16 protein-coding genes and 1 pseudogene are annotated in these 18,690 nt (G+C 69.0%); 3 read left to right on the top strand and 14 right to left on the bottom strand.

All coding sequences use genetic code 11. From position 1 onward, the window contains the following. Positions 1-19 precede the first annotated feature (19 nt). The 10 genes and pseudogenes from DT076_RS01795 to DT076_RS01755 all read right to left on the bottom strand — a co-directional run bounded on the left by DT076_RS01795 (position 20) and on the right by DT076_RS01755 (position 12,331). Positions 20-1,288 carry a DNA cytosine methyltransferase gene (locus DT076_RS01795; RefSeq protein WP_114124913.1) on the bottom strand — a complete coding sequence of 423 codons (1,269 nt, stop codon included), beginning with the start codon at positions 1,286-1,288 and terminating at the stop codon, positions 20-22. Beyond that, positions 1,285-1,893 (bottom strand): hypothetical protein, encoded by a 609-nt coding sequence (locus tag DT076_RS01790; RefSeq protein WP_114124912.1) that lies wholly within the window; start codon positions 1,891-1,893, stop codon positions 1,285-1,287. Before DT076_RS01790 ends, DT076_RS01795 begins: the two co-directional genes overlap by 4 nt. After that, complete coding sequence (locus DT076_RS01785) at positions 1,890-3,545, bottom strand: DEAD/DEAH box helicase family protein (protein ID WP_114124911.1); 1,656 nt, start codon at positions 3,543-3,545, stop codon at positions 1,890-1,892. The genes DT076_RS01790 and DT076_RS01785 overlap by 4 nt, the downstream gene beginning before the upstream one ends. Continuing rightward, positions 3,542-5,872: an ATP-binding protein gene (locus DT076_RS01780; protein ID WP_114124910.1), complete on the bottom strand. Its 2,331-nt coding sequence runs from the start codon at positions 5,870-5,872 to the stop codon at positions 3,542-3,544. The genes DT076_RS01785 and DT076_RS01780 overlap by 4 nt, the downstream gene beginning before the upstream one ends. 146 nt (positions 5,873-6,018) lie before the next feature. After that, entirely contained in the window at positions 6,019-6,645 is a 627-nt protein-coding gene (locus DT076_RS01775) for a Fic family protein (protein ID WP_114124909.1), read from the bottom strand. Next, the gene (locus DT076_RS19135) at positions 6,645-6,833 is read right to left on the bottom strand and encodes a hypothetical protein (protein ID WP_147264029.1); all 189 of its coding nucleotides are present in this window, start codon (positions 6,831-6,833) and stop codon (positions 6,645-6,647) included. The genes DT076_RS01775 and DT076_RS19135 overlap by 1 nt, the downstream gene beginning before the upstream one ends. Positions 6,834-6,916: 83 nt before the next feature. Next, positions 6,917-7,231, bottom strand: coding sequence for a sulfate permease (locus DT076_RS01770; RefSeq protein ID WP_114124908.1), 315 nt, complete (start codon positions 7,229-7,231; stop codon positions 6,917-6,919). Positions 7,232-7,497: 266 nt separating this feature from the next. Further along, entirely contained in the window at positions 7,498-8,076 is a 579-nt protein-coding gene (locus DT076_RS01765) for a hypothetical protein (protein ID WP_147264028.1), read from the bottom strand. 66 nt (positions 8,077-8,142) lie between these two features. Continuing rightward, positions 8,143-11,665 (bottom strand): annotated as a pseudogene (gene mobF / locus DT076_RS20400) (MobF family relaxase). Positions 11,666-11,962: 297 nt separating this feature from the next. Beyond that, a complete protein-coding gene (locus DT076_RS01755) occupies positions 11,963-12,331 on the bottom strand; it encodes a VOC family protein (RefSeq protein ID WP_114124906.1) in 369 nt (122 codons plus the stop codon). Between DT076_RS01755 and DT076_RS01750 the strand changes: the two genes are divergently transcribed. Then, positions 12,330-12,971 carry a MarR family winged helix-turn-helix transcriptional regulator gene (locus DT076_RS01750; RefSeq protein WP_233493563.1) on the top strand — a complete coding sequence of 214 codons (642 nt, stop codon included), beginning with the start codon at positions 12,330-12,332 and terminating at the stop codon, positions 12,969-12,971. The two genes, DT076_RS01755 and DT076_RS01750, sit on opposite strands and share 2 nt — an antisense overlap. A gap of 134 nt (positions 12,972-13,105) precedes the next feature. On the opposite strand, the gene DT076_RS01745 is transcribed toward DT076_RS01750, so the two are convergent. After that, the gene (locus tag DT076_RS01745) at positions 13,106-13,861 is read right to left on the bottom strand and encodes an SDR family oxidoreductase (RefSeq protein WP_114124904.1); all 756 of its coding nucleotides are present in this window, start codon (positions 13,859-13,861) and stop codon (positions 13,106-13,108) included. 20 nt (positions 13,862-13,881) lie between these two features. Beyond that, positions 13,882-14,679: an SDR family NAD(P)-dependent oxidoreductase gene (locus DT076_RS01740; protein ID WP_114124903.1), complete on the bottom strand. Its 798-nt coding sequence runs from the start codon at positions 14,677-14,679 to the stop codon at positions 13,882-13,884. Positions 14,680-14,763: 84 nt separating this feature from the next. Between DT076_RS01740 and DT076_RS01735 the strand changes: the two genes are divergently transcribed. Beyond that, a complete protein-coding gene (locus DT076_RS01735; protein WP_114124902.1) occupies positions 14,764-15,609 on the top strand; it encodes a helix-turn-helix transcriptional regulator in 846 nt (281 codons plus the stop codon). Between the two features lie 230 nt (positions 15,610-15,839). Here DT076_RS01735 and DT076_RS01730 read toward each other — a convergent pair whose 3' ends face one another. Beyond that, positions 15,840-16,724 (bottom strand): NAD(P)-dependent oxidoreductase, encoded by an 885-nt coding sequence (locus DT076_RS01730; protein ID WP_114124901.1) that lies wholly within the window; start codon positions 16,722-16,724, stop codon positions 15,840-15,842. Continuing rightward, a complete protein-coding gene (locus DT076_RS01725) occupies positions 16,721-17,596 on the bottom strand; it encodes an oxidoreductase (protein WP_114124900.1) in 876 nt (291 codons plus the stop codon). Before DT076_RS01725 ends, DT076_RS01730 begins: the two co-directional genes overlap by 4 nt. A 141-nt stretch (positions 17,597-17,737) precedes the next feature. On the opposite strand from DT076_RS01725, the gene DT076_RS01720 reads away from it, so the two are divergent. Further along, positions 17,738-18,595, top strand: a complete 858-nt coding sequence (locus DT076_RS01720; RefSeq protein WP_114124899.1) for a helix-turn-helix domain-containing protein — start codon at positions 17,738-17,740, stop codon at positions 18,593-18,595. Positions 18,596-18,690 lie beyond the last annotated feature (95 nt).

The following is an 18,690-nucleotide window of genomic DNA, read 5'->3' as shown; positions in this document are numbered from 1 at the left end:
TCGAGGTCGAGCCCCGGAATCAGGCAATCGCTGCCGTTCGTGCGGTCGGTATGCGAGCCTCTGCGTCGAGGTCGTCGACGACTTCGGTCGTGCCAGCGCTGTCTTCGGTCTGTTCTTCCTGCTCGGCTCGAAGCGCAACGAGCGTCTGCCCGACCTGCGCGGCGACGTCGACGGCGACCGCGTTGCCGATCACGCCCATGACGCGGCTCCGGACCCCCGGGAACTCGTAGTCCTGGGGGAACCCCTGCACCAGGGCCGCCTCCCGGATGCTGAGGTATCGGACGGTGCCGTCGAGTTCGCGCAGCATCGCCTCGCCGCCGGCCACCCCGTGCACTCCGGCTTTGATCGTCTTGCTCGGCATGTCGAGCGGGCTGCCGTTGTGCTTCGCGTACGTCCTCGCGCCCGGGATGGCGATGTGATTCGGCCAGTCCTCTGGCGCGTTCTCGGCGGCGGGCTCGGGAACGTCGGCGAGCAGGTCCCTGAGCGTCTTCCACGGCAGCCGGTCGTCGGGCACGCCGGTCTTCTTGATCCGCTCGATCTGCGCGTTGAGCCGTTCCGGCACGGCCTGGGGCTTGTCGAGCCCGTGGCGGTTCCAATACGTCCCGGTGATCCACTGCTGGTGCAGCAGGACGTCCCTGCTATGGGTGCGCGTGATGCCCGGCCAGGAGCCGGCGTTCTTCAGATCGGCGCGGACTGCGACGAGGAAGATGCGCTTACGGCTCTGTGCGACGCCGACGTCGGCGGCGTCGATCTCTTCCTGGTAGACGCGGTAGAGCTCCTTCAGCCTGCTGGCGCGAATCCGTGCATGGTGCTCGTTCCAAAGCTCCCCGTCCTTCGGGGTGATCGTGGGGCGCCTCAGCTGGTCTTTCACGTAGTCCAGATAGGGCGCGAACGACGGACGTGTCAGACCGGGGACGTTCTCGAAGACGACATAGTCGGGCATGAGCTGTCTGACGATGTCGAGCGCGGCGGGGAACATGTTCCTGTCATCCGAGTGACCGGCACCGGTGCCGGCGAGAGAGAACGGCTGACACGGCGGCCCGCCGGCGACGAGGTTGATCGGGCCGAGTTCGGCGAGTTCCTCGGTCGTCTCGCGGACGTCCTTCTCGAAGACGTGCTCCTTCGTCCAGAGCGTTGAGTCTCGTTCCGCGTTGTGGCGGAGCACCTTCGCCGCGGGCGCCCACCATTCGACGAGCGCTTCGTGCGTGAAGCCTGCCTGCCGCATGCCGAGCGCCATCCCGCCGCCGCCTGCGAAGATCTCGACGGAGTTCAGCGCCTGGTTGCTCATCGGGCACTTCCGAGCTGTTCGCGGACATAGTGGAGGGCGAGCCCGCAACGCTTCGTGATCGCGGCATGTGCCTCTGCGGCGTCTCGCGTAGTCGCTGTTCCGGGCGGCTCCGTGACGATGACGTGACCTGCGACGCCGAGATCGACGCTCGCACGGAGCGCCGCCCAGACGAGGTTCTTGAAGTTCCGCGCTTCGTCCCACGCGAGATATGCCAAAGCACCGTCGTCGTGGCTCACCGCCTGCGCGTGGAACGGCTTGATGCCGTCGGTTCCTTCGACGAGCGCCCACCCTTCGCCGAGAGCCGCGCGGATGATGTCCTGGGCCGTCGTCCCACCGGAGTTGCCGAACCTGGCGTATCGTCCCATGCCGCGGAGCGCACGGGCGTACTCCTTCATGGGGCCGTCTTTGATCCAGGCGCGGGCGGCTTCCGGGCTCATGTACTTGGTGAGGATGGCGCCGACGCGTGGGTCTTCGACCCACGCGCTGTACGCCTGGCTGCGGTCGCGAGGCGGCAGGTGGCTCCAGTTCCTGGCGTTCGCGTCCTCGTAAAGAGCGGTCACGACGTCGGCGAGCTGGGCTTCCGGTACCAGGGTGTCCCGTGTCATGCCGGCAGGACGTCCGGGTCGAGGAACTGGAGACGCGCCTCGTCGTTGGCGGTCTCCAGGTCGGCGGCGTCGAGGATCCACTGCTCCAGCAGGCTCTCGGCTCGGAGGTCGTTGAACTGGATGCTTGGCTGCGGGACGGACGGGAGAACCTCGACGTCGGTGGCTTCGAGCTGGCGGCGCATGTTGAGCAACGCTGCGACGCGGCGGATGTCGGAGACGAAGTCGAGCGCGAGGACGCGTTCCTTGCCCTCCCGCAGGCGGAGGCCGCGGCCGAGCTGCTGGACGAAGATGCGCCTGCTGTGGGTCACCCGGGCGAACGCGAGGATGTTCACGTCGGGGACGTCGACGCCTTCGTTCAGAATGTCGACCGCAGCGAGGATCGGCACTCGTCCCGCACGGAAGTCGAGAAGCCGTTGCTGACGCTCGCGCTTGTGCATGCCCGCATGGAGCGCTGCCGCGCCAGCCCATTCCGGGAGCTTGCGGAGTAGCTGCTCCATCCGTTCGGCGTGTTCGATCGTCTGGCAGAACACGATCGCGCGCGGCGCCACGTTGGCGTTCCACGCCTCCTTGAGCGCGTCAACGACCGCCTCATCGCGCTGGGTGAGGAAGAGCCGCGAGTTGAGCTCCTTGATCGAGTAGTTGTTGAGGCTGGCTTCGCGCACGACGTCCCAGTCGATGTTGTCGACGAAGAGGCGATAGTCCACGGTGGCGAGATAGCCGCGGCGCATGCCGTCCTCGATGCCGAGTTTGAAGCTGGCGGCGCCGAACCTGCTTTCGATGTCGTACTTGTCGCCTCGCCAAGGCGTCGCGGTGACGCCGAATTGGAGGCTGTGCTTCAACTCGTCGAGCAGACGGTCGTACTGGCCGTCCGCGCCGACGTGGTGGGTCTCGTCGATCATGACGAGGCCGGGCTTCCACCCGCGCAGGACGGCGCCGAGCGCGCTGGAGGTCGTCGCGCAGGTGACGCCGGAGAGCGACGTGGGCCGCTCGTCGCCGGTGAGGACCTGCGTCGGTACGCGCTTGGGCAGATGACGCCATAGCGCGCGTTCGAGCTGGTTGACGAGTTCCTTCGTGTGGGCGACGACGAGGACGTCCTGGTCGGGATTCTCGCGCAGGTAGCGGCCGACGATCTCTCCTCCGACGACGGTCTTGCCGAGGCCGGTGGCGAGGATCAGCAGAGCGCGTCGACGGGACTGCAGATCGGACCAGAGCGCGGAGACTGCCGCGTCTTGGTAGTCGCGCAGGACGATCGGCGTGTTCTCCGTCGCGGCATCGAAGAGGCCCTGGAGATCCTGCCCGTTCCAGAAATCGACGGTTCGTCCGAGTCGGAGGAGTTCGGTGGCGCGCTGCTCCGCGTCCGACGACGGCTTGGTGTTCGTCACGACGACGGCTTTGCTGGCGCCGTAGTGCTCGAAAGCGGCGGAGACCTCATCGACTCCGGAGCGATCGACCGCGCCCTTGTTCTTCCACTTGGTCTGCACAACCCAGAGCTGGCCGTTGAAAGTTCCGAGTAGGTCGCCTCCGTGGTCTCCGGGGCCGTCGATGTTCACCACGTCACGGAATCCGAGCAGACTCATGAGCCGCTCGACCTGGCGGGTGAATCGGTTCGGCCCACCATCCAGCAAACGCCTGGGTGCGAGGAAGGAGGTCACGCCACGTCCTCCTCTACGGCCTCCACGATCTCCTGGGAGAGGAGGAGACAGGCGAGCCGGCCGCGCTGGAGTTCTTCGGGGCTGCGCCGTGCGGGGACATCGGCGAGCGTAGCGACGTCACCGAGGAGGTCGACGACGCGGTCTGCGGACGCGCGCTTGGCCGATGCTGTGCCGAGCGGCTGGTAGGAGCTGCGGAACACGCGGCCGTCGAGGAACGCCTCGGGGCGCTGCTCGACCAGATGTACTAGCGCGGCGCCGGGGACGTAGCCGACCCACTCGCCGGACGCGGTCACGTCCTCCCAGCTCGCGGATCCCCCTTCGACGGCGAACAGCCTCTCGGCGGCACCTTGATCGTCTGCGGAGAGCAGGCTCCAGTAGCCGGCGGCGTTGCCTGCGACGACCGGCTGCATGGCCTCGCGGATGCGATTGAGAGTGCGTGCCGCGAGGTCAGTGAGGAAGGGGCCGGCGATTCGGTGATCGGGCAGGCACTTGTCCTTGAGATCGGCGAAGATCGCGGAGATTGCGCGGCTGGAGTTGTCGCGCACACGCAGGAAGTCCGCCAGCTCAATCACGACGAGGTCGCGGGTGTCGACGGCGAAGTCGACGAAGATCGGGTGCTCGGCGTCGATGAAGACGTCGACCTGCGCGCCCTTGCCGGATGCGACGTACACGGGTACGGGTCCGGTCTCGTTCGGGCGCGTGATGCGGTGGCCGCGCACCAGCCATGACCGCACCTGGAGCGGAGCACCGTGGCCGGGCAGACCAAAGCTCGCGTCGAGATCCGGGAGCGGCGTAGCGCTGGAGCGCCACTTCGCACGCCGATCGTCCTCGCTCTCGACGGGCGTCGGCGGCGAGGGTGGCGTCGGCGGCGTCGCCGGCGCGTTCGGCAGCAGGCCCTTGGTCGCAAGTATGTCGCCGCCGGAGTCCGCGCCGGTCGCCGGCGGCTCCTTGGCAGCTTCTTTGAGTTCCAGGTGCTGCTCGGCCGCCTGATGCCACTTCTCGTCGGTCTGGTACTCGGGGTCGCCCTTGCGGAACTTGTCCGCCCACTCGCGGGCGAGTTCGTGCAACGGAGCGGTGCCGTTGCCAGGGATCAGATCCTTGAGTCCCGGTTCGTTGGTGCGGTAGCCGGTGAAGAGCTGTGCGAGCGGCGAGGAGTTGGGGCCGTATCCGAGGCGCTGACCGATCTTGGGGCGCAGGGGGCCGTCGCCACGGAGGACGCGGACGACCCGCTTCCACTCCGGCGTGTCGTACTCGAACGCGTTCTTCTGGTAGTTCACGCGGACGTGGTCGATGTGGATCTCTCCGACGATCCGGCCGAGGCCTCGGGGGAACTCGATGGGGTACTCGATTTCACTGCTGCCGGTCGGATCGTCGGGGTCATCCCAGTTGAACAGGCTCCGGTTGCGGACGAGGATCTTGCGGCCGTTGCGGATGAAGTCGATGCCGAAGTCCGAGGAATGGATGTATCGCTGGATGCCGACCCATCCCCAGATGCGCCGTTCGCGCGTCTCGACGCGTCCGCTGCCGCAGTATTCGCAGGTCGAGTCGCCGACTTCCTGCCACTCGCCGCAATCCATGCAAACGCGACGCTCCGGCAGCCGCTCGTCGATGTCGAAGATGGCCGGGATGCGCTCGTTGTTGCGGACGACGAACCGGCTCTTGTCCCACACGCAAGGCAGCCTCGGCTTGACGAGTTCGCCGTCGACGATGAGGCGGAAGCCCCGGGTCGACAGGAGGTAGCTGTAGATGTCGCCGAGGATCTGCTTGATCTTCGACTGCCCCCTGCTGACGGTCTGGTGGTGCTCCTGCTTGAGATTGCGGATGACGATCTCGGTGCCATGCTCACCGCCCGTGCTCTTGGGCTCGGTGACCACGGGCAACGCGAAGTCGGTGCCTGCGGCGAGCGCCTTGAGGTCGATGGTGACGACGGTCCAGTGAGGGTCTTCGGCACGGGCTGTGCGGACGACCGCGACCTGCCCCAGGCGCGCGGTGGCGATGTTGAAGCCGACACCGAAGAGCCCGAGCTGCCCGAAGCGGTCGTTGCTCGTCCATCCGGCGCGTAGCGCGTTGTTGAGCTGATCGAGGGTCATTCCAGGACCGTTGTCTTTGACCCACACCTCGCCGTCCTTCGGGGTGCTGTTGCGTGCCGGAAGCGTCACCCAGACGGTCGGCGCGTCATCCTCCGGAGGATTGCGGAGGAACTCGTCGAAAGAGTTGTCGACCAGCTCGGCGATGCACTGCCAGGGCGCGAATTCGATGTCGCCGAGGACGCTGAGCAGTCGCGGGTGCGGTTGCACGTTGATGGTGTCCGGAACCACGTCGGTCACGCTCCATCACCTCTCTCATCCGTGGCGCGCTCGTCCACGACGAGTGAGGCTGGCGATGGGCCGGCTCAAGGCCGAACGACGACCCCGCTGACCCAAGGTTACCGAGGGCTGCGGACATCGCCGCTTCGCCGATAGGTCCGACGGGCCTACTCTCCGAGCGGGCGCGTCTCGATGAAGGCGGAGAGGTCTCGGGGGTCGCGGTGACGGTCGTATTGCCGGAGCAGTGCGATGTAGCGGCGCTTGTCGAGCTGCCACTCGTACAGCTCGGGCGTGTCGACATCCTGCGCCGCGACGAAGACGAGATCTGCGAGCAGTCTGGTCGCCCGTCCGTTGCCGTCGGTGAACGGGTGGATCCTCACGGCTTCCGCGTGACAGACGACGCCGAGCTCGCGGGGAGTCCAGTCGTGGGTGTGCTGCCAGCGGTATCGGATTGTGTCGATCGAGCCGCGGAGCTCGACCGCGATCTGCTCGGGCGCGATGCCGATATTCAGCTCGCGTCTGCGATACGTCCCCGCCCACGTCCAGATGTCGCCGTAGAGCCGCGAGTGCAGATCGCGCAGGAAGACGTCTGAGAGCAGGTCGTCGAGCGCGACGTCGCCGGAGAGCACGGCGGTCAGCGTCGCCTCTGCGACGTCTTCCTGCACGGCCTGCTCCAGGTCGTAGACCGCCGCTTTGGTGATCGGCGGGTCGAGCAGTTCGCGGGCGACCGGCAGGAGCGCGTCCAGTTCGTCGTCAGGAACCGGCGTTTCGCCGTAGCCTGGCGTGAGGGGCATCAGCCGCGCTGGCGGCGCTCGGCAAGAAACCGCTCGACGCGCTCGGAGCGCACGAAGCCCGCAGGGACTGTACGGCGTTCGAGTTGTGCGGATGCCTTGGTCGACCGTACGACAGACCGCTTGACGGCCTCCTTGCTCACGATACGTCGCTCCATGACTCGCACCTCCTCTGACTCACGCTTGTTCATGCTCGTCAATGGTACCGCCCGAGCTTTCGCGGGGTCAGTACGACGTCGGGCTGCCCGACGAGCGCTGCTTCCGTGTGAGCTCTTTACAGACGAGAGAGGGCTTCGTGAATGCGGAAGCGAAGAAGCAGAACGAGGCTGACCGGTCCCATCACGAGGAACTTGAGCGCGTTCCAGATGAAAAGGACCACGAGGAGGTTGAGCCAGCCGGGGCCGCCGTCGGCGATCACGTTGCTGCAGACGCTCGCCGCGAGCAGGTATGGGGCGGCGATGAGCATCGCAGGGACGCCCCACTTCAGGCCGCGGCGAGTGCGGATCAGGTCGAGCAGGATGTTGGTCGGCATGTAGCGGCGCAGGAAGTTGCGGGTGCGGACGCTCAGCGCCAAGAGCAGGTGGAGCATGGCCTTGGTCTCTCATCAGACGTGTCTCTCCGTCGAGGAGGCAGATCATGATGAGTGGCCCCGAAGGGACTGTCCCGAAGGACCTGCAATAGTGAGGGAACGCTGCCTCGGATTCAGGTTACGCCCTCGCCGGCGACACGCGTAAGAGCTGCGGACCTGTCGCGGGGAACCCGTGAACTCGGGGTGAGCTCTCTGTTCCAGTGCGACTCTGGCCGAAGCTGCAGACTCGGCGGACAGCCTGTCGCCGTCTCGGTTCACCGATCGGCTCACGCCGGGGCGTCGCCCAAGGACAGGAAGGTCCCGTCCCACTGTGGTGCGAACGGGTGAGTGAGGAAGGGCGAGGCTTCCTGTGACGAACCGATCATGGACCAGAGCACGCCTCGCAGCCGCCACGTTGTCCGGATGAGGTCGAAAGTCAGCGCGACCATCTCTTCCGCGGACACCGGCTCGGGATCCGGCATAGGCCTTCCAGCCTCACGCTTTGGCCGTGAAAGCCTGAAGCGTTCCCACCGCTGCTCTGAGACGAGGTTGTTTCGGAGGGCGTCGTGTACGAAGCGGTTGCGTAGCTTGTAGAGCCTGTCGGCCTCGTTGATCGCGTCCAGCGCGAGAGGCTGGACGCGCTTGTGAAGCCGCTCGCAGCGCGGGGCAAGCTCAGCGCACTCGTCAATCAGAGACTGAAACTGCTGAGGAGTGTCGAGTGCGCTGTCGAGGTCAGAACCTCCCATCAGCCTCACATGGAGATATCGTGCGACCGCCTCCATGCTCAGGGCCTCGTCGAGGATCCGTCCACGCAGGAACGTCATCTGATCCGCCATCGGCAGCGCGTTCACGGTTTCGAGATCCACATCGTCATGATGGCAGGCCACGCGCACAGTCGGACCCGTCTCGATGCGAGCGCAATCACTCCCCATCTACAACGCCAGCCCGACTCGTTCCGGGCCGTTGCGGCTGGGGCGCTCGTTCTCGCCGCGTTCCGTCTCCGTGACGGCGCGTGCGCGGGCCAGAGCGGCGGTGGCTCGGGCGGCGTCGACCTTCTGCGCGTCGCCCTCGGGCGGCAGCCCGAGCGGAGCCGGGCCGGTGATGCCATAGCGATCGCGGTACGCGGCGACGATGCGAGCGGCCCGCCGCCATGCGGCCGCCTCCCGCTCGTGCTTCGGCGCGACGCCGAGTGCTGCCGCCCAGCCGTGGTGTTCGCTTATCGCAGCGTCGAGGATCGCGTCGGCGCGGGCCTCGATGAGGTCGCGCCGCTCGGTGAGCGCCTGCCGGAACTCGGCGCTCATCGTGCCAGTGGCCTCTGGGATGAGCCCGGCGATCAGGCGCGGGGTCTTGCGGGTGCGGCCGGAGCCGGCGGGGCGGGCGGTGACTCTGGCGACGCGGTAGTGCAGGACGGCGGCGATGTCGTCTGCGTCGCCGAAGGGTCGCGCCCGGACGAGGCGCGGCAGCAGCGCCTCGACGTCGTGCTGGTTGGCCTCGGCCCGGCGGAGCCCGGCGGTCAGCGCCCCGAACGCGGGCGAGGCGATCGCGTCGTCTGCTTCGTCGTCGGTGAGGCCGGAGGCTCGGATGAGGAGTTCCCAGCGGTCGTGCTGGGCTGCGGCGGCCAGCGTCTCGTACTCGGCGGCGAGCTGGGCGATCGACCCCCAGGCGTCCTGCTCGGTGGCGATCGTCTCGTGGGCGGAGAGCTCGGCGCCGACGTGCTGGAGAATCCCGGTCATGACGCTTTGCCCGGTGGCGTCGCTGCGCGGGCCGTCATGGGCCGCGTCAGGGCGGTCGGTGGCCAGGTAGGCACGGTTGGTATCGGAGCCGCGGGTCATGGCGACGTAGAAGTTCTCTCGCGTCGTGCCCGCGTCCGCCAGGACGTGCGAGGCGTCGACCGTGATGCCCTGCGCCCGGTGCGACGTGACGGCGTAGCCGAGCTCCAGATGCTCGGCCGCATAGTCGGCCGGGGTCACGACGGAGCCACCCCACTTCCGGCCAGCACGGCGGAGGGTGAGCGAGCCGTCGTTGCCGACTTCGGTGACCGTCCACCTGTTGCCGTTGCGGACCCAGGAGCGTCCGGCGCGCAGGCGTCGGTCGTTGCGGCGAGTGATGACGGTGTCCCCGGTGGCAGCGCGGGTGCCGTCGTGCAGTTCGACCTCGCGGAGGGCGTTCACGGTGCCGTCGAGGATCAGCTCGGCGCGGGCTCGCTGGTTGAGGGCGAGCACGGCTTCGTTGGAGTCGGCCACGAGCACCGCCGCTCGCCCGGCCAGCGTGTCGGCGCGCCACGCCTGGTAGGCGGCTTCGACCATCGCCTTGCTGTCGCCCTCGGCGATGCGACCGTGGTCCGCGTAGGCGTCGATGACGCTGGTGTCGCCGTGACGCAGGCCGAGGGAGGCCGTCTTCTCCCAAGCGTGGGTGAGCCGATGTACGGCGGTGAGTTCGGGAGCGTCGTCGCGGTCGTGGACGAGCATCGCGTAGGCGCCGGCCGCGGTCGGTGACTGGAGCTGAGCGTAGTCCCCGACGAGCAGCGTCTTCGCCCCGGCCTCGATGGCGAGGGCGGTGATGCGGTTGAGGGTGAGGGTGCCGGCCATCGACGCCTCATCGACGATGACGAGCTGGCCCCGACGGAACGTGGGCTCCGGTGCGGTCGTGGGTGTCCAGCCACTTCGCCGTGTTCTCGGTGGCGACCCCGAGGTCGTCGGCGAGGACCTGCGCCGCGACCGCGGACGGAGCGAGGCCGACGACGGACCCCCTGCCGTGCTCGTGTTCCCATGCCCGCCGCAGAGCGTGCATCGCGGTCGTCTTCCCGGCCCCGGCCGGCCCCACGAGCACGTCGATCGTCCGGCCCGAGAGCGCGATCTTCGCCAGCGCATCCGCCTGATCCGGGCCGAGCGTGCGGCCCTCCCGGTCGGGTCGGGCGGTGATCCGTTCGACGGTCGCCAGCGGCACGGTCGGGCCGGTGGTGGTGTGGGCGCGCTCGAGGAGGCGGTCCTCGGCGGCAAGCAGCACCTCGGAGGAGAACACCGTCGAGTGCTTCGGCCGAAACACGCTGGTTCCGTCCGGGCGGCGGAACGCGGCCGGGCTCGACGCCAGCTCCGGCGGGGTCAGCCGCAGCGACGCGGCCTCGGCGGCGTCGACCACCAGGCCGACGACCGCCTCCCGATCCTCGGTGGAGGCGAACCTGTAGCCGGTGGTCTGCCGGGCGGCCTCGGCCATCAGGTTCCACCGCCGCCACGTCGACCGCTTCTCCCCGACCGCCTCGACCACGCTCCCGCCCAGCGACGCGATCACGTCCAACGGGATGTCATCAGCGCGGAGCAGCAGCGGTTCATCGTTCGCCGTCACAGCCCGCGCCCACGCCGTCGCGTCCGCACCGAGCACCTGACCGGCGCGATGCCGCCACTCGCTGGTGAGGTCGGCGAGCGAGCGGACCTCCTTCTCTGGCCGCGTGGAGAGGGTGGCCTGGGCGCGGAGCTTCATGATCGTCGCCGGCGACGGCCGCCGCCCACGCTCGGAGACGTAGCGGTCGATGAGGCGATCCGTCTCGGCGTCGATGTGCCGGGCGCGAGTGGAGAACTCCTTGACCAGCTCCTCCGGCACCCCGGCGACCGCCCACGCCGGGTTCCGATCCCGACCCATGTCACGGGCCTCCCACTCGACGCCGAACGACCGGGTGAGGTGGTCGGCAAAGACGGCCTCGTGCAGCTCGGAGAGAGCGACGGTCGCGGCGTGCATGGGGCGGCCGTCGAGGGAGCGCCACTTGCCGTCGAGGACGGTCTGCACCTTGTTGCTGATGACGACATGCGTGTGCAGGTGGGGGTCGCCCGCCCTGCTGTCGTAGTGATCGAACGCCGTAGCGATGAGCCCGGCGACATCGACCTGCGCAACCGCGCCGTCGCGGGCAGTTGCACCGGTGCGGGTAGCTGCAACTTCCCGTTCCATGAACGCAACCACCTCCGCAATCGCCGCGTGGTGCGCGTCCGCGATGAGCGCCTGCGTCCCCGCGTCCGCAATCGCCCACAACACGCTCGCGGACTTCGGGATGGAGAAGGTGTAGTCGTAGCCCGCGACTGCGCGCCGGGTTCCGCGGGCCTGCTCCTCGGCCTCGATGGCGGCGACGGCCTCGGCCCGTCCCGCCGGGCCGAGGTCGGGATCGAGTGCGGCGGTGCGTTCCTCGATCCGCTCGGCCACGGACCTGTAGGCCGGATATGCCAGCCCCAACGGAGCACCCGTGACGGGATGCCGGCCGAGGCCGAGGAGGAGTTCGAGCTGGGCTTCGGAGACCTGATCGCCCTCCGCGATCATCCCGCCCAGCGCCCTGACGCCTGAGCCGAGCCAGCGACCCGGCGGTGTGCCCTCCTCGGCGTAGTAGCGGGTCAGCGGCGTCGAGAGCGAACGGTCGCCGTCGCCCGCGACGACGGTGCGCAGGAGGTACTTGTAGCCATCGCCCGCGCTCATCACGCGCACCGAGACCGTCATGCCGCCCGCCTTTCTCCGCTCGCTCACGAGGTGAGCGACAGCCCGCCGGAGGCGGGCTCAACCTCGACCTGCAAGAGGCGTGGTGGCTCTGAGGCGAGGCCTGAGACGAGGGCTTCGCCGGCCAGGCGGCTCGGACGAGGCCGGACGCGGGAGGAGGCGCGAGCACCTGGCAGGTGACCAGCCCGGTCAAGGAGTCGCAGGACGACGGCCGGGGCTCAGCAGGACTGCGGCGCGTACCCGCCGAGCGCGCCCCTCGCCCCCGAGACTATCTGCGCCTCAGACGCGATCGTGGAGGGTGATCTGGTAGCCGTCGGGGTCTGCGAAGGTGAAGGTCCGTCCGAACGGGCCATCGATCGGCTCGGCCACGATCGTGTGACCGTCGGCGACCAAGGCATCGTGGATCTCCTGCACGCCGGAGGCATGCAGCCAGATCGCCGCGCCGATCCCCGGTTGCGCGGCCGCGTCGAGGTCGGTGCCGGGAACGAGGTCACGCAGCGCGAAGGCGATCGGCGTCGTCTCGAACACGACCGCGTGCGGTGGACCGGCCGGCGAACGGACCAGGCCGAGGTACTTCTCGTAGAACGCCCGGGAGGCGTTGAGGTCGCGCGTCTGCAGAGAGACGAAGTCGGGACCGGTGACGGGCATGATGTGCTCCTTCAATAATGTCAATTATCTGACATCGACGACTGTATGTCATACTTTTGACATGGGTCAAGGCGGCATCGGCATTGAGTTGGAGACCTCGGTGGGCTACGCACTGAAGGAAGCTTCCAGCGCTCTCCGGACGGCGATGGAGGATGTCCTCCGACCACTCGGAATGACCGTGACGCACTACTCCTGCCTGGAGCTCCTCGCCCAACGGCCCGGGCTGTCCAACTCAGACCTGGCCCGAGGCACGTTCGTCACACGGCAAGCGATGAACGTGCTCCTCCAGGCACTGGAACGAGACGGCCATGTCACCAGACCCGATGCCGCACCCGTCGGCAGAGCCCTTCCCGCTCGCCTCACACCCCGCGGGCGCCGGAGGCTCGAGGAGGCATCCACCGCAGTCCGCGCCGTGGAGGACCGAATGCTCGCGAGCCTCGACGACGCCGAGCAGACGGTCATCCTGCGCGCGCTTCGGCGTATGACGCAATCCCTCCACGACACCACCGGCACCGAAGCCCCTCAGCAGGCCGCGACGCGCAAACGCGCGACCAGGAGCGGCCTCGTTGAGGGTCAAGCGTCGGGCCTCGGAACCGCGTCGGCGAGAGCGACAGCCAGCTTGAAGGGGTTGTCCTGGTGATGTCAAGACCCTCGTTCCAGCCAGAGACAGCGCGGCCCCAGGGCGGACCTGAACTAAGTCCGGCTCCCGGGGCCGGAGCGGTGCTCGCAGTAGGTCACTACCGTCGGCAGTGCCGCACCATGCGCACGGCGCGCTCAGCTGGGTGCGCCGCCGCTGACGAGCAGTTGCTGTCCGCTGATCCAGCGGGCGAGGTCTCCGGCGAAGAACTCGACGGCGTCAGCGACGTCCTCGACTGATCCCATGCGCGAGCCGAGAGGGCTGGCGTTCTGGACGAACTGGCGGAGCGGGTCGTCGGCGTCGTTCTCGGTGAAGTAACCGGCACCATCCGTCGCGGTGGGGATCACCGTGTTGACCGTGACGCCGCGTTCGCCGATCTCCTGCGCGAGTACGCTGACCAGGAAGTTCGCGGGGAGCTTGCTGGCGGAGTACAGGGCGAAGCCCGGGGTGGGGCGGAGCGTGGAGCTGGAGCCGATGTAGATGATCGAGCCGCCATCGTCGACCTTCTGCGCTGCCTTCTGCAGCGTGAAGAACGCGCCCTTCGCGTTGACGTTGACGATGCGGTCATAGTCGGCCTCGGTGATGTCCACGACCGCGCCGAGCCCCTCGTCGAGACCCGCGTTTGCCACGACGATGTCGAGACCGCCGTACGTGCTGCGCGCCGTGTCGAGGAGCGCCTCGATGTCGTCGGGCTTCGACACGTCGGCCTGGACGGCGACGGCGGATGAGCCCGCCGCCTCGATCGCGGCGACCGTCTCGGCCGCACTGCCAGCATCTCGCGAATAGTTGACGACGACCTTCGCGCCGAGGCTGCCCAGCCGGATCGCCACCCCGCGGCCGATGCCGCGGCTGGCTCCGGTGACGACCGCCACCTTTCCTGTCAGATTCGTCATGTCTGATTCCTGTTCTCTTGTCAGGCCCCGGCGCCGCCGTCGACGGGGAGGATCGCGCCGGTGACCATCGATGCACGGTCGCTGAGCAGCCAGGCCGCAGCTTCCGCGACCTCGCGCGGCTCAGCCATCCGCCCCAGCGGCGTAGCAGCGTTGTTGGCGGCGATGATGCCGGGGCTGGCGGCCTCCCACTCCCGGATCATCTCTGTGAGCGTGCCGCCAGGCGTGAGTCCGTTGACACGGATGCCGTCGGGCGCCCACGTCACGGCCGCGGTCTCGGTGATGCTGTTCAGCGCGCGCTTCATGGCCCCGTAGGCAGGCAGGCCGGGGTTCGCGCGACGACTGCCGATGCTGGAGGTGTTGACGATCGCGCCGCCGCCGTTGCGGCGCATCAGCGCGGCCTCGGCGTTCATCGCCGTCCAGTGCGCGAGGAAGTTGACGGCGAACTGCTCGTCGATGTTCTCGTCGGTCGTCGTGTCCAGCGGGCCGACCTGCTTCTGAGCGACTCCAGCGTTGTTGAAAGCGCCGTCCAGCCGCCCATGCAACTGGTCCACGCGATCGATGGCCGCGCGAACACTGCCCCGGTCGGACAGGTCGACGGCGACAGCGTCGGCCGTGCCGCCGTCTGCTCGGATCTCGGCCACGATCGTGTCGAGAGCTGCAGTGTTGCGCGCGGCGAGCACGACAGAGGCGCCCTCTGCCGCAAACAAGTGGGCGGCGGCCGCGCCGATGCCGCGGCTGGCGCCGGTGATGAAGATGACCTTGTCGGTGAGGAGGCCGACCGGCGCAGCGCCGGTGGCGTCAGTGGTGTTCGTTGTCATGTCTCCAGCGTCGCCTCGTCGCTCGCGGGAGGCAGGCACAGGAAGTACCAGGATCTGTCGGCTCTCGAGGCGCAGACTCGAGCTATGGACAGGCACGAGCTCGGGGCATTCCTTCGGAGCCGCCGAGAGCGGCTGCGGCCGGAGGACGTCGGCCTTCCATCAGGGCCGCGACGACGCACACCCGGTCTGCGCCGGGAGGAGGCCGCCGTCCTCGCGCACATCTCGACCGAGTATTACGTCCGGCTGGAACAGGGCAGGGCGCCGAAGCCGTCGGGCGAGGTCCTCGCGGGAATCGCCGACGCGCTGCGACTGACCGACACCGAATCCGATCACCTCCATCTGCTCGCAGGCACCGCGTCGACTCGTGCGCGCACACACCGCCGCGATGTCCGCCCGAGCATCCTCGCGCTCCTCGAGCGACTGCCACAGACCGCCGCCTTCGTGATGTCGGCGTCGTTCGAGGTACTCGCCTGGAACAACCTCGCCGTCGCACTCATGGGGGACTTCGCTCAGCTCTCCAGCGAAGACCGCAACCTGGCACGTCAAGCGTTCCTCGAGTCGGGCGCGACGGTGTCCACGCCCGTCGATGCCGCGGACGCCGCGGAGTTCCGACACCACGTGGTCATGGGGCTCCGAGCAGCCTTAGCCCGCTACCCGTCGGACACCTCCATGACGAACCTCGTCGACGAGCTCCACCGTGGAAGCCCCGACTTCGCGCGGCTCTGGAAACGGCATGACGTGCAGCCCGCCGCCATGCTCACGAAGACCTTCCACCATCCCGCCATCGGCGACGTCACTGTCGACTGCGACACGCTCACGCTCACAGATCGCGACCAGCACCTCGTGCTCTACAGCGCGCCCCAGGGGTCGCCCGGCGCCGAGGCCCTCGCCCTGCTGAATGTGCTCGGGAGCGACGCCGGGGTCATGTGAATCCTGCGCACGCCCGAGACGTCGCGGATCTGCTGTCGAGAATGCTCGACGGACGACGCCTCGGCGCCCGGAGGCCGGCTGTCGCTGCTCGGGGGATGACGGGCGAGCGGAGACGCTCGCCGGCGAGACGTCCTGTTCGCGGAGGGAACGCGTACGGTCGAACACCATCATCAGCGAGGCGCATCCGCCCGGCGGATCCGCTCCAGGGGGCAGAGCACGAAAAGAGGGCACTATCCGCGAGGGAGCTCCGCGCGCCGGCTCTCGGCGATCGTGCGAATGACCTCGGCGAGCCGGAGGGTGCCCGAGAGGCCACGTTCGGTCGCCCTGCGGGCGGCATCCTCGTCCGCGTTCGCCTCGCGCATCGCCTGGGCGAAGATGTCCATGTCGAGCGCCTGGACCTGCGAGAGGTGGTCGACGGTCTCGGCCGTGATCATGGTGTTCATCAGGCCCAGAGCAGTGCTGGAGGCGCTGCCGAGCTTCAGCGCCTCCGCGAGAGCGGCCGGAGCGAGTCCGGCCTGAGCGGCGAGTTCGAGGATGTCGGCGATCCCCGCCTGGTTCATCATCAGCAGCGCGTTGTTGAACAGCTTTGCCATCTGTCCGGCGCCGGCATCGCCCAGGTGGACGACGTGTCGGGCGAACGCCCGGAGCACCGGTTCGGCGACAGCAAGCGCATCCGCCGGGCCACCGACCAGGGCGGTGAGGCGCCTCTCCTCCGCCGCCGGGCGTCCGCCCGAGACCGGGGCGTCGAGGACCCCGACGCCCCGGTCCGCGAGCAGGTCCGCGACGCGCACGGCGTTTCGAGGCGTCCCCGTGCCGTGGTTGACGAAGACCGTGCCCGGCCGCAGCGCTGGTGCCATCTGCCCGGCGAGGGCGAGCACGTCGTCGTCGGTGCCGACGCACACCGCGACGATGTCGCTTGCCGCCGCGAGGTCGACGGGGGCAGCCACTGCGGTGAACGGGAGGTCGCCGAGCGCGTCCAGCGATGCGGGTCGGCGGGCCCACACGCGGAGGGCGAATCCGCCCTCCGCGATGGCCCGCGCCATGGGCAGCCCTTGGTCGCCCAGGCCGATGAAGCCGACGACGGGGCGTTCCGACTGCACGGTCTCCTCGCTCATGCGACGATGCGGTCCAGCTCGGCGAGGGCATCCGCGGGCAGCTCGAGCTGCGCGGCGGCGAGGTTCTCACGCAGGTGCGCGACCTTCGACGTGCCGGGGATGACGACGATGTTCGGCGCGCGGTGCAGCAGCCACGCGATCGCCACCGCCTTCGGCGTCGTATCCAGGCGCGCCGCGACCGCGTCGAGCGTGCCGGACTGCAGGGGGTTGAAGCCGCCCAGCGGCCAGAACGCGGTGTAGGCGACGCCCTGCTCGTTCAGCGAGGCGATGAGCTCCTCGTCGCCCCGGTGGGCGACGTTGTACCAGTTCTGCACCGTCACGATCGGCGCGATCGCCTGCGCCTCGGCGACCTGATCGGCGTCCACCACGGACAGCCCGAGGTGCCTGATCTTGCCCTGCTCACGCAGCTCGGCGAGGGCGCCGAAGGGCTCGGCGAGAGACCCGGCCACCGGCGAATGGCCATCCGCGCCGCCGCCGATGCGGAGGTTCACCACGTCGAGCGCCTCGACGCCGAGGGTCCTCAGGTTCGACTCGACCTGCTCGCGCAGCTGTTGGGGCGAACGGGCGTGGGGCCATCCGCCGTTCGCGTCGCGCACCGACCCGACCTTCGTCACGATGCTCACCCCGTCGTAGGGGCTGAGCGCCTCGCGGACGATCTCGTTGGTGACGTGCGGGCCGTAGAAGTCCGCGGTGTCGATGTGGTTCACTCCGGCCTCGACGGCCGCGCGCAGTACGCGGATCGCCTCGTCTCGGTCGGCCGGAGGCCCCCAGACCCGCGGGCCCGCGAGCTGCATCGCGCCGTATCCCATGCGGGTGAAGCCGATGCCGTGGGAGGTGGTGAAGGTCCCGCCGAGCGTGTTCTCGTCTGCCATGGTCTGCCCGTCCTTTCAGATGCCCCTCTGTGAGGCCCGAGTCCAGGTTCGTCCGGTCGCGGCGGAACGCCCAGAGCCCCCGTGTTCCTGGGGATGCCAGGGCCACCCTCCCCCGCCGGGTCCGGACGTAGGGTGAGACGCATGTCGGGATCCGTGAACCTGCTGGGCGACTACCTGCGCGCGCGGCGCGAACTCGTCACCCCGGAGAAGGTCGGCCTGCCGCAGATCGGGATCCGCCGCGTGCCCGGCCTCAGGCGGGAGGAGGTCGCCATGCTCGCCGGAATCAGCGCCGACTACTACCTGCGGCTCGAACAGGGGCGCGACCGCGCCCCGTCCCGCCAGGTGCTCGAGTCCCTCGCCAGGGTCCTGCAGCTCGACGACGATGGCGCCGAGTACCTCCTCTCCCTCGCCCAGCCCCGGTCGCCCGCGACGCGACGGCGACCGCGCAAGGAGACCGTGCCGCCCGGCATCGGCGTGCTCGTCGACACGATCGGCTTCCCCGCGTTCGTCGAGGGACGCTACTTCGACGTCCTCGCCGCGAATCCCGCCGCCGCAGCGCTCTCGCCCCGTCTCGTCGTCGGCAGCAACCGGCTGCGCGACGTCTTCCTGGATCCTGCCGAGCGGGCCCTCTACCCGGCGTGGGACGAGGTCACCGCCCATCTCGTCGCCGGGTTCCGCAGCTCCGTCGGGACCGACGTCGACGACCAGCGCTTCGTCGACCTCGTCGGCAGCCTCTCCATCGCCAGCCCCCGCTTCCGCGAGCTCTGGGGGCGCCAGGACGTCGCCCGCCGCGAAGGCGCGACCATATCGATCGACCATCCCGCGGTGGGCGAGCTCACCCTGTTCCGGGAGAAGCTGCCCGTCACCGGCACCGACGGGCAGATGCTCGTCGTCTACCACCCCGAACCCGGCAGTGCCGACGCCGACGCACTCACCCTGCTCATCGCATCCGAGCTGCCCGCCTCCGGCCCGCGTCCCGTCCTGGATGCTCGCTCCTGACGCGAGAACCGCACACCTCGCCGCCCCGCGGGCCCATCGTGCGCGCCGATGTGCGCGCCCGCGTGCCTGCTGAGAGACCGGGCCGCCCGGTCCCT

Origin of the sequence: Desertihabitans brevis (genome assembly GCF_003327535.1) — a bacterium.
In the GTDB taxonomy this organism is placed as follows: Bacteria; Actinomycetota; Actinomycetes; order Propionibacteriales; family Propionibacteriaceae; genus Desertihabitans; species Desertihabitans brevis.
Note: the sequence above shows the minus strand (reverse complement) of the source record. Positions and strands in the feature narration are given on the sequence as shown.

Excerpts from the sequence above, each read along its gene's own strand:
- DT076_RS01755 (WP_114124906.1), bottom strand. The coding sequence starts at position 12,331 with ATGCCCGTCACCGGTCCCGACTTCGTCTCTCTGCAGACGCGCGACCTC.
- DT076_RS01775 (WP_114124909.1), bottom strand. The coding sequence starts at position 6,645 with ATGCCCCTCACGCCAGGCTACGGCGAAACGCCGGTTCCTGACGACGAA.
- DT076_RS01790 (WP_114124912.1), bottom strand. The coding sequence starts at position 1,893 with ATGACACGGGACACCCTGGTACCGGAAGCCCAGCTCGCCGACGTCGTG.
- DT076_RS01795 (WP_114124913.1), bottom strand. The coding sequence starts at position 1,288 with ATGAGCAACCAGGCGCTGAACTCCGTCGAGATCTTCGCAGGCGGCGGC.
- DT076_RS01735 (WP_114124902.1), top strand. The coding sequence starts at position 14,764 with ATGGACAGGCACGAGCTCGGGGCATTCCTTCGGAGCCGCCGAGAGCGG.
- DT076_RS01740 (WP_114124903.1), bottom strand. The coding sequence starts at position 14,679 with ATGACAACGAACACCACTGACGCCACCGGCGCTGCGCCGGTCGGCCTC.
- DT076_RS01725 (WP_114124900.1), bottom strand. The coding sequence starts at position 17,596 with ATGGCAGACGAGAACACGCTCGGCGGGACCTTCACCACCTCCCACGGC.
- DT076_RS01730 (WP_114124901.1), bottom strand. The coding sequence starts at position 16,724 with ATGAGCGAGGAGACCGTGCAGTCGGAACGCCCCGTCGTCGGCTTCATC.
- DT076_RS19135 (WP_147264029.1), bottom strand. The coding sequence starts at position 6,833 with ATGAACAAGCGTGAGTCAGAGGAGGTGCGAGTCATGGAGCGACGTATC.
- DT076_RS01720 (WP_114124899.1), top strand. The coding sequence starts at position 17,738 with ATGTCGGGATCCGTGAACCTGCTGGGCGACTACCTGCGCGCGCGGCGC.
- DT076_RS01770 (WP_114124908.1), bottom strand. The coding sequence starts at position 7,231 with ATGCTCCACCTGCTCTTGGCGCTGAGCGTCCGCACCCGCAACTTCCTG.
- DT076_RS01750 (WP_233493563.1), top strand. The coding sequence starts at position 12,330 with ATGATGTGCTCCTTCAATAATGTCAATTATCTGACATCGACGACTGTA.
- DT076_RS01745 (WP_114124904.1), bottom strand. The coding sequence starts at position 13,861 with ATGACGAATCTGACAGGAAAGGTGGCGGTCGTCACCGGAGCCAGCCGC.